Raw genomic sequence first — 14,598 nt, 5'->3', positions numbered from 1 at the left:
TATGTCCTATAGAATTCCGTTAGTGCTGGGCTGTGTTCTGGGAGCTGTTGCGCCGTTTGCGCTGGCTGACAACGGGCGCCTGATCGCAACGGGCGGTGCATCCAGCATCGAAGGCAGCGCGGGCGGTGGTATCACGCCCTGGGCGGTTATCGCTGGCTACAGTGAGCAAGGCGAGTGGGGCGCAACGGCCTTTGCCACGCATGTCGATCTGCCCGACTACCACTTGGATGTGGCGGGCCTGGCTGTCGGCTACGGCAACAGGGTCGAGTTTTCCTACGCGCATCAGCGCTTCGACATCAGCACCCTGCAGCGCTCACTGCGCCTGCCTGACGATAACCTCAGCCAGGACGTGTTCGGGGTCAAGCTGCGGCTGTTTGGTGACTTGATCTACGACAGCCTGCCGCAGGTGTCTTTGGGGTTGCAGTACAAGCATCAGACTAATTTTCTGATCCCAGGACTGGCGGGCGCTCAGCGCGATTCTGATGTCGACGGTTACCTGACGGCCAGTCGGTTGTTCATGGGTGCCGCATTTGGCTACAACGTGGTGGTCAACGGTGGTCTGCGTTACAGCCGCGCCAATGAAATGGGTCTGCTGGGCTTCGGCGGTGATCGGCGTGACAGCCGCAGCGTACTTAAGGAGGGCTCCGTCGCCGTCTTGTTCAACCCTCGTTGGGCGATGGGCGTCGAGTACCGTGAGAAGCCGGATAACCTGTCAATTGCAGGTGAAACCGATTGGGCCGATTTGTTTGTCGGGTATTTCCCCAACAAGCATCTATCGGTTGTGCTGGCCTACGCCCACCTGGGCGAAATCGCCACGCTGGAAAACCAGAACGGCACGTATTTGTCCGTGCAGGGGAGTTTCTGATGAAGCGCCTGCTGATTTGCCTGATGTTGACGGTACTGGCAGGGTGCGCCCAGCAGCCGCCCAAGGATGACAGCCTCTATCAGGATCTGGGTCAGCGTGCCGGCATCCAGCGCATTGTTGAAGGTATGCTGCTTAACATTGCCAAGGATGAGCGTATTGTCGGGCACTTCAAGAAGGTCAACATTGTGCGCTTGCGCGACAAGCTGGTCGAACAACTCTGTGTCGAGGCGGGCGGTCCGTGCCATTACACGGGTGACAGCATGGCCGAGGCGCACAAGGGGCAGAGCCTCACCCCCAGCGACTTCAACGCGCTGGTCGAGAACCTGATCGCGGCGATGGACACCGAAAACGTCCCGGTCCCCGCCCAGAACCGCCTGATCGCCCGGCTGGCACCTATGCGCGGCGAGGTCCTCGATAAGTAACGTGGCTCAGTGGCATGCCTCTCGAATCAGTTCGTTGGTACGCAGTCAGTGAAGCTCTGCGTCACAATTCGACGGCACGCCGCACATTCAGGATCGGACGCAGAGCGTCCAGAACGGCATCACCACGCTGGAGCGCCGGGACGATAGTCTCCAGCCTCGCCTCAACTCAGCCGCGTCAAATACTCCGGCACTTCCTGTTCCGGTAACACCGAGAGCACTTTCAAGCGCTGGAGCATACGTTGCCGGGCGCGTTGCAGGTGTTCCCTGAGGTTCAACGCCGCTGCGTCGAAAGCGCCGTGCAGCAATAGCTCGATGATCAGTCTGTGTTCGGCCAGCATCGCTTCGTCTGCGCCGATGTCCAGCAAGCGGTAAAAAATCCGGTTGACGATCATCGGGCTCTGCGCCTGACTGATCAGGGTTGCGATCTTGCGGTTTTGCAGGCCCGCCAGGCATTGCTGATGCAAATCATCCTCGAGGCGCTCGATCTCTTCGAGGCTGCAGAGCTCTGTGTTCTGAGCCCGTATGACTCTGGCCAGCATCGCTTCCAGGGTTTCGCGACTCAGCTGCGGCGCAGTCTGGCGCAAGGCCTCGGGCTCAAGACACGCGCGCAGCTCGTAGTCTTCGGTGATTTCCCGTGCAGTCAGCGGTCCTGCCAGCCATTGCGAGTAGGGCTCCTTTTCCACCAGACCACGATCACGCAAACGCATCAGAGCCTCACGCACCACGGCGCGGCTGACGCCGTAATGCTGCGCGGCACTCTGTTCATCCAGACGGTAATGACCAAACGCAATACAGGCTGACAGCGCCGCGCCAATCTCATCATGAATGCGCTCGCCAAGCGGGCGGGTATCGACCAGCTCTTCAGTGCTGTCCAGACCGAACTGCTTGTGGCTCAGGCTCAGCCGCAACGGCTCGACGTGCTCGCTTTGCGGATTGACCAGATAGCCTCGGCCATCGAAACGGCTGATTAGCTCTTCTTCATGCAGCAGGTTGAGCGCCTTGCGCACCGGCACCCGGCTGGTGCCGAACAGCTCTGCCAGCGGTGCTTCAAGCAATACCAGTCCCTTGGCGGCCGCTCCCGAAACAATGGCGTTACGCAGTACTTCACGGATCATGGCGTAGCGCGATGCGGTGCGCGGGTCCTCTTCTGACATTGCTTTCTTACACTTCTGGCGGCTGACGGACGATTCTCGCACAGATGCATCGTTGTCACCTTGGGCTACGTCCTGATGCTCGCTCATGGGGCCACCGTTACTTTTTTGCACTGAAATGTACCTTTTGTAAAAGATACATTATTTCTTTATGACCGTTTGATCCGCCTGCAAGTCCGGTTCCAAACAGCACAGCTTCCAGCAAGGAGAGGTTCTAGCACGCGCGTTCCAGCTCGATGGAGGGCTGAAGTCCCGCCGTGAAGGCCTGTTACCGCACAGATTGGCACGAAACCTGCCTCTAATAAATGTACATTTTATGAATAAGTACATTTTTAAGGTGCGGCTTTATGATCGATACCGGGAGTGACACGATTCGCCAGGATGCCTGTGCAATGGCAGAGGATTTCGCCAAGGGTCGCAGTGATCCCCTGCGGGTTCTGGACATGGCGCTGCAGCAGGCAACGCAGGTCGATAACGTGTTCATTTCCATGAGTGTCGACCGCGCGCGCCGCGAAGCCGAGGCTTCTGCCGCCCGCTGGAAGCAGGGGCAGCCATTGAGCCCGTTTGACGGTGTGCCGATCGCCTGGAAAGACCTCTTCGATGTGGCCGGCAGCGTGACCACTGCTGGTGCAGCCGTACGCAATAACCTGTCACCGGCGTTGCTGGACGCCCCGAGTGTCGGCCTGCTGTCACGATCGGGGATGGTCAGCCTGGGCAAGACCAACCTGAGCGAGTTCGCCTATTCCGGTTTGGGCTTGAATCCCCATTTCGGCACACCGATCAACCCGCTGAGCGACAGCACGCCGCGCATCCCGGGCGGGTCTTCCTCGGGTTCAGCGGTCGCGGTGGCTGCCGGGATCGTGCCGATTGCGATGGGCACCGACACCGCAGGTTCGATTCGTGTTCCTGCTGCGTTCAATGGCGTGGTGGGGTTTCGCAGTACCAGCCGCCGTTACAGTCGCGACGGCGTGTTTCCGCTTGCTCTGACGCTGGACAGCATCGGCCCGTTGACCCGCAGTGTGCGCGATGCACTGGTCATCGATGACCTGCTTTGTGCGCGCAGCAAACCTTCTTCGCTGATACCGCGCAGCCTTGCCAGCCAGCGATTTCTGGTCGACAAGGCCGTGCTGGATGACGAACGGGTCGAGCCCGCGGTGCGTGACAATCTGCTGCGTGCCATCGGCATCCTGCATGACGGCGGGGCGTTGATTGAAGTGCGCCCATGCCAGGCGTTTCAGGCTACCTTGCTGTTGATCCGGCAGCACGGCTGGCTGGGCGCTGCAGAGGCTTTTGCGCTGCATCAGCCGTTGCTGGACAGCGACGCCGCAGACCAGCTTGACCCAAGGGTCCGCAAGCGCCTGGAAGCTGCGCGGCATATGCCGGCCAGTCTGCTGGTCAATTTGTATAACGCGCGTGAGCAATTGCAGGAGCAACTGGCCGCCGAACTCGATGGTGCGCTGTTGCTTACCCCAAGCGTCGCCCATGTTGCTCCGCCGCTGGCGCCCTTGTTGGCCGACGACGAGTTGTTCGTGCAAACCAACCTGGCCACGCTGCGCCTGACCATGTCCGGCAGCCTGCTGAACATGCCAGGCGTATCGCTGCCCAGCGGCGTCGATGCGGCGGGCTTGCCCACCGGTCTCTTGCTCAGTGCCCCGGCCGGGGAGGACGCGCGTCTGCTGCGCGCCGCACTGGCGGTCGAGGCGTTGCTCAACTCCGTGTGAACTGATGTCGTTGAACCCTTGCAAACCGGCACGCGCGCGAACTGCCGTGATGCCGCTCTGATAAACCAGCGGGAGAACCAAGATGGCCAAAGAAATTCTGTGTGCGTTTGGTGTGGATGTCGATGCAGTCGCAGGCTGGCTCGGCTCGTATGGCGGTGAGGATTCACCTGACGATATCTCGCGCGGGCTGTTCGCTGGCGAAGTGGGCGCGCCACGCCTGCTCAAACTGTTCGAACGGTATGGCCTGCGCACTACCTGGTTCATTCCCGGGCACTCGATGGAGACTTTCCCCGAGCAGATGAAAGCCGTGGCCGACGCCGGGCATGAAATCGGCGTGCATGGTTACAGCCATGAAAACCCGATCGCCATGACCCCGGAACAGGAAGAGATCGTTCTCGACAAATCCATCGATCTGATCACGCAGATGACCGGCAAGCGTCCCACTGGCTATGTCGCGCCGTGGTGGGAATTCAGCAACGTGACCAACGAGCTGTTGCTCAAGAAAGGCATCAAGTACGACCACAGTCTGATGCACAACGACTTTCATCCTTACTACGTTCGCGTCGGCGACAAGTGGACCAAGATCGACTACAGCCAGCACCCGGATACCTGGATGAAACCGCTGGTGCGTGGCGAAGAAACCGATCTGGTAGAGATCCCGGCCAACTGGTATCTGGATGACCTGCCGCCAATGATGTTCATCAAGAAAGCACCCAACAGCCACGGCTTCGTCAACCCGCGGCACCTGGAAGAAATGTGGCGCGACCAGTTCGACTGGGTCTATCGCGAGCACGAACACGCCGTTTTCACCATGACCATTCACCCGGACGTGTCTGGTCGCCCGCAAGTGCTGCTGATGCTGGAGCGCTTGATCGAGCACATTCAAAGCCATGCTGGCGTCAAGTTCGTAACGTTCGACGAGATTGCCGACGACTTCGTGCGTCGCAATCCCCGTACCCGCTGATTCATTGCCCTGTCCGAGGCGTCACTCATGTCCATATACAATAAGCTTGACCTGAACGGCTGGAAGCCTGAGCAACTGACTCCTGACCAAGTACGGTTCGCCACATGGATTGCGTTTTTCGCGTGGGTGTTTGCGGTATACGACTTCATTCTGTTTGGCACGCTGTTGCCGGAAATCGGTCGGCATTTCGGCTGGAGTGAAGTGGAGCAGGCCGAAATCGCGACGCTGGTCGCGGTCGGCACGGCGGTAGTGGCGCTTGCCATCGGTCCGCTGGTAGATCGCCTGGGACGGCGCGTGGGTATCATTTTCACCGTGAGCGGTTCGGCAATCTGCTCGGCGCTCACGGCTATCGGTGGGGCGTGGGGCAAATCGCCGCTGATCCTGATCCGCTCGCTGGGCGGTCTGGGGTATGCGGAAGAAACAGTCAACGCGACCTACCTCAGCGAAATCTATGCGGCCTCCGATGATCCGCGTCTGGCCAAACGTCGCGGCTTCATCTACAGCCTGGTGCAGGGTGGCTGGCCGGTCGGTGCGTTGATCGCGGCGGGGCTGACAGCCGTTTTGCTGCCGATCATCGGCTGGCAGGGCTGCTTCGTATTCGCCGCTATTCCGGCCATCATCATTGCGATCCTGGCGCGCAAGCTCAAGGAAAGCCCGCAATTCCAGATCCACCAACGCATCACTCAACTGCGCAAGAAGGGTGATGTGAGCCAGGCGCAGGCCGTTGCACAAACCTACGGCGTAGACTACGACGAACACAGCAAGGCGGGTATTGGTGCCGCTTTCCGGGGTTCTTCGCGTCGTGCGACCCTGGTGATCGGGGCGGCGATCCTGCTCAACTGGGGGGCGATTCAGGTGTTCAGCGTGCTGGGCACGACGGTAATCGTCAGCGTTCACCACATCTCGTTCGAAAACTCGCTGATCATTCTGGTGCTGTCCAACCTGGTGGGCTACTGCGGTTACCTGTGCCACGGCTGGATGGGCGACCGAATCGGCCGTCGTAACGTCATCGGCCTTGGCTGGATGCTCGGTGGTCTGGCGTTCGCCGGCATGCTGTATGGGCCTAGCAACATGGTAACGGTCGTCGGTCTGTACAGCCTCGGCCTGTTCTTTCTGATCGGCCCTTACTCGGCAGCGCTGTTTTTCATCAGTGAAAGTTTTCCAACCAGCATTCGGGCTACCGGCGGCGCAATCATCCATGCCATGGGCCCGCTCGGCGCTGTGGTTGCGGGTTTCGGTGCCACATCGGTACTGAGCGCAGGCGGTGACTGGCAGACCTCGGCCTTGTACTTCGGCGCAGTGCCATGCTTTCTGTCGGGTGCGTTGATGTTTGCCGCCAAACATGTGCGGCCTGAAACAGTGAAATAAGGAGCAAGCACATGGTTCGTAAAGTTGCAGTGATAACCGGTGCCGCCAGCGGCATCGGCCAGGCACTGGCAGTGGCCTTTGCCAGGCAGGGTGTTGCGGTGGCAGGCGGGTACTACCCGGCTGACCCGCACGACCCGGAGCACACGCGTCAGTTGGTGGAGGCGGCGGGCGGCGAATGCCTGATGCTGCCGCTGGATGTAACCTTCACCGAGTCCGTCGACGATCTGGCCGCGCAGGCAGTCAAGGCGTTTGGTCGGCTCGACTACGCGGTGGCCAATGCCGGGTTGCTACGTCGCGCGCCGTTACTGGAAATGACTGACGAGCGCTGGAACGCGATGCTCGACGTAGACCTGACCGGCGTAATGCGCACCTTTCGCGCTGCTGTCCGGCATATGGGCGAGGGCGGGGCGCTGGTGGCGATTTCTTCGATTGCCGGGGGCGTCTACGGCTGGCAGGACCATTCCCATTACGCCGCCGCCAAAGCTGGCGTGCCAGGGCTATGCCGGTCGCTGGCGGTGGAACTGGCACCCAAAGGCATTCGCTGCAATGCCGTAATTCCAGGCCTGATCGAGACGCCACAGTCGCTGGACAGCCAGAACTCGCTAGGCCCTGAAGGGCTGGCGAAGGCGGCCAAGGCCATCCCGCTGGGCCGTGTTGGCCGTGCTGACGAGGTGGCTTCGCTGGTGCGTTTTCTGTGCAGTGACGAAGCCAGTTACCTGACCGGGCAAAGCATCGTGATCGACGGCGGCCTGACCGTGCGCTGGCCGGAGTAGATCGCGCAAACTCAACCGAGGAACCCGACCCATGCAACAACTCAAACAAAAACGCGCAGTGATCACGGGTGCAGGCAGTGGCATAGGTGCAGCCATAGCCCGTGCATATGCGACGGAAGGTGCGCGGCTGGTGCTGGGCGATAGAGACGCCGATAGCCTGGAAAAGGTCGCCGCGCAGTGCCGCGAGCTTGGCGCGCAGGTGCATGAATGCGTCGCCGACGTGGGCAGCGTCGAGGGCGCGCAGGCCAGCGTCGATGCCTGCGTCAAGCATTTTGGCGGCATCGATATTCTGGTCAATAACGCCGGCATGCTCACCCAGGCACGCTGCGTCGACCTGAGCATAGACATGTGGAACGACATGCTGCGTATTGACCTGACCAGCGTATTCGTGGCCAGCCAGCGTGCTTTGCCACACATGATCGCGCAGCGCTGGGGACGCATCATCAACGTAGCCTCGCAACTGGGTATCAAGGGCGGGGCCGAACTGACCCACTACGCCGCTGCCAAGGCCGGGGTGATCGGTTTCAGCAAATCGCTGGCGCTGGAAGTCGCCAAAGATAACGTGCTGGTCAACGCCATCGCGCCCGGTCCTATCGAAACGCCCCTGGTCGCGGGTATCAGCAGTGCCTGGAAAACCGCCAAGGCCGCCGAACTGCCGCTGGGCCGTTTCGGTCTGTCCGAAGAGGTCGCGCCGGTCGCTGTGCTGCTGGCTAGCGAGCCAGGCGGTAATCTTTTCGTCGGCCAGACGCTTGGGCCCAATTCCGGCGACGTCATGCCATGAGCAAACTGCTGGAGAGCAACTGATGTGTGGACTGTGCGGCCTGCTGGGCGAAGATGTGCACTGGAGCGATCCGCTGGCGACCGAGCTGCCTCGGCGCCGTGAACGCTTTCGGCGTATTGCCGCGATCAACAAAGTGGTTGCGCCGTTTCGTTTGAAGGTCGAAGACTTTCAGGGCGTTTCCTATCTGTTGCTGGGGGCCACCGGCAAGCAGGAGCTGGCGACCGGTCTGGAGCAGCTGTGGCAGAAGGCCGAATTGTTGATCGGTCGGCCACTGGATCCGCTGGACCCCAGCCTGCTCGAGCATTTGCAGAGGTCATCATGAGCATTGCGCTGAATGTGATTACCGGTTTTCTCGGCAGCGGCAAGACCACCTTGCTCAAGCGTCTGCTGGCCGATGAGAACATGGGCGACACCGCGCTGCTGATCAACGAGTTCGGTGATGTCGGCATTGATCACCTGCTGGTCGAAGAGGTCGCGCCGGATACCGTGCTGCTGCCCAGCGGTTGTGTCTGCTGCACCGTTCGGGGTGAGCTGAAAGACGCATTGCTGAGCTTGCTGGATCGCCGCAATCGCGGAGACATTCCGGCATTCCGGCGGGTAATTCTGGAGACCACGGGCCTCGCCGACCCGGCCCCCATTCTCACAACCCTGAGCAACGATCCGCAGTTGCGCGGGCGCTTTCACATCGGCTTGATCGTTACGCTGGTGGATGCCTGCCACGCCGAGTTGCAAGAGCGTCTGCACCCGGAGTGGCTGGCCCAGGTAGCGGCGGCGGACCGGCTGTTGCTGAGCAAGACCGATCTGGTAGACAAGCCCGCACTCGACGCGTTGCGCGGCCGTCTGCAGGCGCTCAATTTTTCTGCACCGTTGCTGGATACCGCGCAGATCCACAGTGGTGATCAGCTATTGCTCGGCGAAGGCGTTCGCAGCGCCGAACCTGCCATCGAGGTGACGCGCTGGCAATTGCACCGTGTCGAGTCGACGTCAGCGCGGCACGGGGACGCGCAGGTGTGTTGCCTGACCTTCGATCGCCCGCTGGACTGGGTCGGTTTCGGGGTGTGGTTGTCGATGCTGTTAAGATGCCACGGCGAGCGAATCCTGCGTGTCAAAGGGCTGCTGAACGTGAATGATAACCAGGGTCCCATCGTGATTCATGGTGTGCAGCATTGCTTGCATGCGCCGGTGCATCTTGCCGCGTGGCCCGGTGACGATTGTACGTCGCGGCTGGTTTTTATCCTGCGCGGGCTGGACCCGGACTTGCTGCGTCGCTCGTTTGACGTCTTCTCCCATAGCTTCGCGCCACTGCCAAGCGAGTCAGTTGCATGACCATTACCCTGCGTGTGCTTGGCACGTCAGTGACCTTGCTCGAGTCCCTGCGCGAGCGTGCCGAGCAGGATCTCGGCATCAGGCTGACTTACCAGATTCATGATGTGCAGACTGCGCAACGTATTGCGGTCATGCAGCCGGACAGCTACGACCTTTACGATCAGTGGTTTCATAACGTCGACTTCGTCTGGCCGGCGCGGGCCATCCAGCCCATTGATACGCGGCGTATTGCGCTGTGGCATGAAATCAACGATTTGCCCAAGCGTGGTCGCTTGCGGCCGACCGATCAGCCGGGCAGTGGCAGCGTGCCCAGCGAGCGTTTGTTCGTGCAGCACGATGGCAGCTTGGGCAGCGCCGTGACCGAGCGCATCAGCATGTTGCCGTTGACCCACAACGCGGACAGTTTTGCCTACCGCCCCGAGCGATTGCCGGACGGTCTGAGTTCTGCGGACGAAAGCTGGGGCTGGTTGCTGGACCCTGCGTGGGGTGGCCGGATTGCATTGCAGAGCGATGCGGCCATCGGCGCGCTGGATGCCGCGCTGGCGGTGCAGGGCGCAGGACTGGCGACATTCAACGACATCGGCAACATGAGTATCGAAGAGATCGATCTGCTGGCCGACGTACTGGTGCGCAAACAGCAGCAAGGGCATTTCGGCGCGTTCTGGTCGGACGACGAAGAAGCCGCCGAACTTATGCTCAGCCCGACCATAGACATTCAGAGCTTATGGTCGCCGACACTCGTCAGGCTCCACCGTGCGGGTGTGAAGTACCGTGTAGCGGTGCCCAAAGAAGGCTATCGGGGCTGGTTTGGCGGTTTGTCGCTGTCACGTCACGCCAAGGGCCCGGTGCTGGATGCGGCCTACGCCTACCTCAACTGGTGGCTGTCCGGCTGGCCGGGAGCGGTGATGGCGCGACAGGGCTACTACATCGGCAACCCGGCGCGCAGTCGCGACCACCTAAGCGCGGCAGAATGGGATTACTGGTACGCCGGCCTGCCTGCCCGCGAACAACTGCTTGGCAGCGACGGTCTGCCCCTGATCGACGCGGGAGAAATTCGCGACGGCGGCTCGTACGAAGAACGCATGGGCCACATCGCCGTGTGGAACTCGGTCATGAACGAGCACAACTACCTGGTGCGCCGCTGGGGCGACATCCTGCGTGCAGGCGGCAAGAGCAGCGCGAAAGCGCGGTAGGTACTGATCGAGACCCCTCAAGAGCGCACGCAGAGCGTCCGGAACAGCGTTGCTGCAATGGTGCGTTGGGCCGATAGATGATCTGCAAAACACTATCGTGCGAATGCTCCCACGTCTTGTCCGATAGCAGACGCAACTGATGTCCAGGTTTCAATGGCGACAAAAAAGGCGGCTACCTCTCGGTAGCCGCCTTTCATTTACTTCAACACCACTTTACTTCGGCAGTTTGAACGCCATCACGTAGTCACCTTGCTTGGTGCCCAGCGAACCGTGACCGCCAGCCACGACCAGTACGTACTGCTCGCCGTCCTTGCCGGTGTAGGTCATCGGGGTGGTTTGCGCGCCTGCTGGCAGACGGGCTTCCCACAGCTGCTTGCCATTGCGTACGTCGTAGGCGCGCAGATACTGGTCAAGCGTAGCGCTCATGAATGCCAGGCCGCTGGCGGTCATGAACGGGCCACCCAGGCTTGGAACACCCATGGTCAGCGGAAGCGGAATCGGCGAGCTGTCGCGTACAGTGCCGTTTTTGTGCTTCCAGATGGTTTTATGGGTGGTCAGGTCGACTGCCGCGAGATAACCCCACGCCGGTGCCTGGCAGGGCAGGCCCATAGGCGACAGCAGCGCTTCGAGGATCACGCCGTATGGCGCGCCTTTGTTCGGTTGCACGCCTTCGGTTTCGCTCTTGCGACCCGGGCCGCCTTCAACTTCTGCGGAAGGTACAAGTTTGGATCGGAACGCCATGTAGTTCGGGTTGACGAAGGCGATCTGGCGAACCGGATCGACTGCAATGCCGCCCCAGTCGAACACACCGAAGTTACCCGGATAAACGATCGAGCCCTGCAACGATGGCGGCGTGAACGGGCCGTCGTAGCGCAGCGACTTGAAGTCGATCCGGCACATCATCTGGTCAAACGGCGTCACGCCCCACATGTCGCGCTCTTTGAGCGGCGGCGGCATGAAGTTGAGGTCGGACTTCGGTTGGGTCGGCGAGGTGTGGTCGCCTGCAACAGCGCCTTGCGGGACCGGCACTTCGTTGATCGGCACGATTGGCTTGCCGGTGCTGCGGTCCAGAACGTAAATGCTGCCCTGCTTGGTCGATGCCAATACCGCTGGCTTCACGCCATCGGCGGTTTTCATGTCCAGCAGGGGCGGGTGACCGCCCACGTCCATGTCCCACAGGTCATGGTGGGTGAACTGGAAGTCCCAACGAACGCGACCGGTAGCGATGTCCAGTGCAACCAGACCAGCGCTGTACTTCTCGGACTCCGGCGTACGATCACCGCCCCACTGGTCTGGCGTCTGGTTGCCCATCGGCAGGTAGATCAGGCCGAGTTTTTCATCGACGCTGAACATGGACCACATGTTCGGCGAGTTGCGGGTGTAGATCTTGCCTTCGGCAATCGGAGCGGTTTCTTCCGGGTTGCCACTGTCCCAGTTCCAGACCAGACGACCGGTGTGGACGTCGTAGGCACGGATCACGCCGGACGGCTCGTCGATCGACACGTTGTCAGTGACGTGACCACCGATGATCACCAGGTCTTTGGTTACTGCCGGTGGCGATGTGGAGTAGTAACCGCCCGGTGCGAACGTGCCCATGTTGGCTGTCAGATCAACCGAGCCTTTGTTGCCGAAGTCTTCGCACATCTTGCCGGTGTCGGCGTTCAGGGCGATCAGACGGGTGTCGGCCGTCGGCAGAAAGATTTTGCGTGGGCAAGCGCTTGCCGTGGCCGTGCTATCGGCTGCCGGGCTTTGTGCCGGAGCGCTGGCGGCATACGCTGCATCGTCGTGGTAGGAAACGCCACGGCAGGTCATGTGTGCCCAGCCTTTGAAGTTGGCTGCGTTCTGAGTGCTGAGCTTCGGATCGAAGCGCCAGATTTCCTTGCCTGAATCCGGATCAAGGGCGATCACCTGGCTGTGCGGCGTACACACGTAGAGCATGCCGTTGACTTTCAGCGGGGTGTTCTCGGCTGTGGTTTCACCTGGGTCATTCGGGCCAGGAATATCGCCTGTGCGATAAGTCCAGGCCGGCTCCAGCTTGTTCACGTTTTCCGGGGTAATCTGCGTCAGTGGCGAATAGCGATCGCCGAAAGCCGTACGGCCATACGACTGCCAATCGCCGTCGGGCATAGCCGGAGCGGTATTGGTGGTGCCAGCAGTTTCGCGGTCCAGTTGGCCTTCGATACGTCCAGGATTGGTAAACTGGCTGGCTAGCGCGGTCAGACCGGCCAGCACCACAGCGATACTCAATGCACCCGTGCCCATGCGCGCCGGGCCGTTGAGCAGCAGCGGACGGCGGAACCAGGGCAGCAGCAAGACAATACCGAGTGCGAACCACAACGCCAGACGCGGCACCAGTTGCCACCAGTCCAGACCGACTTCCCACAGCGACCATACGGTGCTTGCGAATAACAGCAGCGCGTAGAGCCCGAGCGCGGCCGCGCGTCCGGTGAGCAACAACACGCCGGTGACGGCAAAACCGACGCCCGCCAGCAGGTAGTAAAGAGAGCCGTCCAGTTGCAGCAGGCGGACGCCGCCGACCAGCAACGCCAGCCCCATCAGCAGGATCACCAGCCCGAGCAGGGTCGGTAACAGGCGATTTCTGTTTGAAGCACCGTCAGTGCTCATAATGCGAATCTCCGCGAGAAGTAAGTGATTGGTGTCTTGTTTTCGTGTGCATCGCCTACCCTGGCGCCATTCCTTGAAGCTGCTTAATGAGACGAATCACTGACAGTTGAATTCAACCGTCGAGCAGAATGCGCTTGTGCGCTCAGCCTGCGATGGTCATTGAGTCGTAGACCACCGCTGTCCGAGTTCGTGCATCTGCGTTTATCCGCAGCAATCTCTGGAAGAAGTCTCTGAAAGAAAGGATCTTCAATCCCTAAACCGGCAATGATAGGGCCCTAACGATTTCTCGAAAAGCTTTAAACATGACATGGATCATTGCGGGCCTCGCAATAGTGCCCTAAGGCGGATGTGTTTTATCAAAGCGCGGCGCTTACAATGGCCGACTTTGCTGAACCCCGGCGCCTGCCAGCGATCTATTCGGCGTCGGTTCTCTACTCATCCGTTGCAAGGTTCATCATGACGACACCCAATTCCGATCCGCTCCACGGCGTCACGCTGGAGCAGATTCTCAGGGCTCTGGTCGAGCACTACGAGTGGTCCGGCCTTGCCGAGCGAATCGACATTCGCTGCTTCAAGAGCGACCCGAGCATCAAGTCCAGCCTCACGTTCCTGCGCAAGACTCCCTGGGCGCGAGAAAAGGTCGAGGCGCTTTATGTGAAGCTGCATCGCGGCAAAGGCTGGTAAAGCGCTTCAGCCCTACACGTTCGGCAGGGAAGCTGGCACTCAAGGAAACAGATCGATGCACAGCGAACACCCGCACACCGCGCAGGGACAGCGCTATTACGCTCTGGTTGCGGCCTGTCTGGGATGGTCGGGGCTGGTCATCCAGCTTTATCTGATCTTCATGGGGCGCTATGCCGACCATGCCAGTCTGTTGGGCGGGCTGGTAAGGTTTTTCAGTTTTTTCACAGTGCTCACCAACACCCTTGTAGCGGTCGCACTCAGTTGCGCACTGACCGGGCGGCAATCGGCGGGGCATCGGTTTTTTCGCCATCCGGTCGTGTGTGCAGGTATCGCAGTGAGCATTGCGCTGGTCGGCATCGCCTACAACATCCTGTTGCGCCACTTGTGGCACCCGCAGGGCTGGCAGTGGGTCACCGACGAGTTGCTGCACGACGTCATGCCGCTGGCATTTGTAGTGTACTGGTGGATGTATGTGCCCAAGGGGTATGTACGTCCGGGCCATGTTGCGCTGTGGGCGATTTACCCGGTGGTGTATTTCGCCTACGTGCTGCTGCGCGGCAACATGATTGGCGACTACATGTACCCGTTCATTGACGTCGGCACTCTCGGCTTTCTGAAAGCGTTCGTTAATGCATTGGGCGTGCTGCTGGGGTTCGTGTTGATTGCGCTGCTGTTGCTGGCGGTCGACACATGGGCGGCTCGTCGCAAGGGGTGAGTCGCCCGGC

General features: G+C 60.6%; 14 protein-coding genes. 12 read left to right on the top strand and 2 right to left on the bottom strand.

Features of this window, described 5'->3' with window-relative positions:
- The first annotated feature begins 1 nt into the window (after position 1).
- Both I9H09_RS18550 and I9H09_RS18545 read left to right on the top strand, forming a co-directional pair.
- A complete protein-coding gene (locus tag I9H09_RS18550) occupies positions 2-865 on the top strand; it encodes a DUF3034 family protein (protein WP_122311493.1) in 864 nt (287 codons plus the stop codon).
- A complete protein-coding gene (locus I9H09_RS18545; RefSeq protein ID WP_122311494.1) occupies positions 865-1,287 on the top strand; it encodes a group I truncated hemoglobin in 423 nt (140 codons plus the stop codon). The genes I9H09_RS18550 and I9H09_RS18545 overlap by 1 nt, the downstream gene beginning before the upstream one ends.
- Positions 1,288-1,448: 161 nt before the next feature.
- Here the strand turns inward: I9H09_RS18545 and I9H09_RS18540 are convergent, their stop codons facing one another.
- Positions 1,449-2,441, bottom strand: coding sequence for a GntR family transcriptional regulator (locus I9H09_RS18540; RefSeq protein ID WP_032618786.1), 993 nt, complete (start codon positions 2,439-2,441; stop codon positions 1,449-1,451).
- Positions 2,442-2,785: 344 nt separating this feature from the next.
- On the opposite strand from I9H09_RS18540, the gene I9H09_RS18535 reads away from it, so the two are divergent.
- From I9H09_RS18535 to I9H09_RS18500, 8 genes are all read left to right on the top strand, one after another.
- Positions 2,786-4,159, top strand: a complete 1,374-nt coding sequence (locus tag I9H09_RS18535; RefSeq protein WP_236502217.1) for an amidase — start codon at positions 2,786-2,788, stop codon at positions 4,157-4,159.
- 82 nt (positions 4,160-4,241) lie between these two features.
- On the top strand, positions 4,242-5,123 hold the full coding sequence (locus I9H09_RS18530) for a polysaccharide deacetylase family protein (RefSeq protein ID WP_002554892.1): 882 nt from the start codon (positions 4,242-4,244) through the stop codon (positions 5,121-5,123).
- 27 nt (positions 5,124-5,150) lie between these two features.
- Positions 5,151-6,491, top strand: coding sequence for an MFS transporter (locus I9H09_RS18525; protein WP_122323866.1), 1,341 nt, complete (start codon positions 5,151-5,153; stop codon positions 6,489-6,491).
- An 11-nt stretch (positions 6,492-6,502) separates the two neighbouring features.
- Complete coding sequence (locus tag I9H09_RS18520) at positions 6,503-7,264, top strand: SDR family NAD(P)-dependent oxidoreductase (protein WP_024671672.1); 762 nt, start codon at positions 6,503-6,505, stop codon at positions 7,262-7,264.
- 31 nt (positions 7,265-7,295) lie between these two features.
- Positions 7,296-8,045, top strand: a complete 750-nt coding sequence (locus I9H09_RS18515; RefSeq protein ID WP_122347592.1) for an SDR family NAD(P)-dependent oxidoreductase — start codon at positions 7,296-7,298, stop codon at positions 8,043-8,045.
- A gap of 22 nt (positions 8,046-8,067) precedes the next feature.
- Positions 8,068-8,367 (top strand): hypothetical protein, encoded by a 300-nt coding sequence (locus I9H09_RS18510; protein ID WP_005889279.1) that lies wholly within the window; start codon positions 8,068-8,070, stop codon positions 8,365-8,367.
- Positions 8,364-9,371 carry a CobW family GTP-binding protein gene (locus I9H09_RS18505; protein ID WP_005889281.1) on the top strand — a complete coding sequence of 336 codons (1,008 nt, stop codon included), beginning with the start codon at positions 8,364-8,366 and terminating at the stop codon, positions 9,369-9,371. The genes I9H09_RS18510 and I9H09_RS18505 overlap by 4 nt, the downstream gene beginning before the upstream one ends.
- Entirely contained in the window at positions 9,368-10,564 is a 1,197-nt protein-coding gene (locus I9H09_RS18500) for an ABC transporter substrate-binding protein (protein WP_024671670.1), read from the top strand. The genes I9H09_RS18505 and I9H09_RS18500 overlap by 4 nt, the downstream gene beginning before the upstream one ends.
- 213 nt (positions 10,565-10,777) lie before the next feature.
- Here the strand turns inward: I9H09_RS18500 and I9H09_RS18495 are convergent, their stop codons facing one another.
- Positions 10,778-13,189 (bottom strand): glucose/quinate/shikimate family membrane-bound PQQ-dependent dehydrogenase, encoded by a 2,412-nt coding sequence (locus I9H09_RS18495; RefSeq protein ID WP_236502216.1) that lies wholly within the window; start codon positions 13,187-13,189, stop codon positions 10,778-10,780.
- Positions 13,190-13,645: 456 nt separating this feature from the next.
- On the opposite strand from I9H09_RS18495, the gene I9H09_RS18490 reads away from it, so the two are divergent.
- A complete protein-coding gene (locus tag I9H09_RS18490; protein ID WP_004658220.1) occupies positions 13,646-13,873 on the top strand; it encodes a VF530 family protein in 228 nt (75 codons plus the stop codon).
- 55 nt (positions 13,874-13,928) lie between these two features.
- Positions 13,929-14,588: a Pr6Pr family membrane protein gene (locus tag I9H09_RS18485; protein ID WP_122311498.1), complete on the top strand. Its 660-nt coding sequence runs from the start codon at positions 13,929-13,931 to the stop codon at positions 14,586-14,588.
- Positions 14,589-14,598 lie beyond the last annotated feature (10 nt).

The organism is Pseudomonas tremae (assembly GCF_023278125.1).
GTDB classification, from domain to species: Bacteria; Pseudomonadota; Gammaproteobacteria; order Pseudomonadales; family Pseudomonadaceae; genus Aquipseudomonas; species Aquipseudomonas tremae.
Note: the sequence above shows the minus strand (reverse complement) of the source record. Positions and strands in the feature narration are given on the sequence as shown.

What these genes read in the sequence shown, in the direction of transcription:
- I9H09_RS18550 (WP_122311493.1), top strand. Translation starts at nt 2, where the DNA reads ATGTCCTATAGAATTCCGTTAGTGCTGGGCTGTGTTCTGGGAGCTGTT.
- I9H09_RS18545 (WP_122311494.1), top strand. Translation starts at nt 865, where the DNA reads ATGAAGCGCCTGCTGATTTGCCTGATGTTGACGGTACTGGCAGGGTGC.
- I9H09_RS18540 (WP_032618786.1), bottom strand. Translation starts at nt 2,441, where the DNA reads ATGTCAGAAGAGGACCCGCGCACCGCATCGCGCTACGCCATGATCCGT.
- I9H09_RS18535 (WP_236502217.1), top strand. Translation starts at nt 2,786, where the DNA reads ATGATCGATACCGGGAGTGACACGATTCGCCAGGATGCCTGTGCAATG.
- I9H09_RS18530 (WP_002554892.1), top strand. Translation starts at nt 4,242, where the DNA reads ATGGCCAAAGAAATTCTGTGTGCGTTTGGTGTGGATGTCGATGCAGTC.
- I9H09_RS18525 (WP_122323866.1), top strand. Translation starts at nt 5,151, where the DNA reads ATGTCCATATACAATAAGCTTGACCTGAACGGCTGGAAGCCTGAGCAA.
- I9H09_RS18520 (WP_024671672.1), top strand. Translation starts at nt 6,503, where the DNA reads ATGGTTCGTAAAGTTGCAGTGATAACCGGTGCCGCCAGCGGCATCGGC.
- I9H09_RS18515 (WP_122347592.1), top strand. Translation starts at nt 7,296, where the DNA reads ATGCAACAACTCAAACAAAAACGCGCAGTGATCACGGGTGCAGGCAGT.
- I9H09_RS18510 (WP_005889279.1), top strand. Translation starts at nt 8,068, where the DNA reads ATGTGTGGACTGTGCGGCCTGCTGGGCGAAGATGTGCACTGGAGCGAT.
- I9H09_RS18505 (WP_005889281.1), top strand. Translation starts at nt 8,364, where the DNA reads ATGAGCATTGCGCTGAATGTGATTACCGGTTTTCTCGGCAGCGGCAAG.
- I9H09_RS18500 (WP_024671670.1), top strand. Translation starts at nt 9,368, where the DNA reads ATGACCATTACCCTGCGTGTGCTTGGCACGTCAGTGACCTTGCTCGAG.
- I9H09_RS18495 (WP_236502216.1), bottom strand. Translation starts at nt 13,189, where the DNA reads ATGAGCACTGACGGTGCTTCAAACAGAAATCGCCTGTTACCGACCCTG.
- I9H09_RS18490 (WP_004658220.1), top strand. Translation starts at nt 13,646, where the DNA reads ATGACGACACCCAATTCCGATCCGCTCCACGGCGTCACGCTGGAGCAG.
- I9H09_RS18485 (WP_122311498.1), top strand. Translation starts at nt 13,929, where the DNA reads ATGCACAGCGAACACCCGCACACCGCGCAGGGACAGCGCTATTACGCT.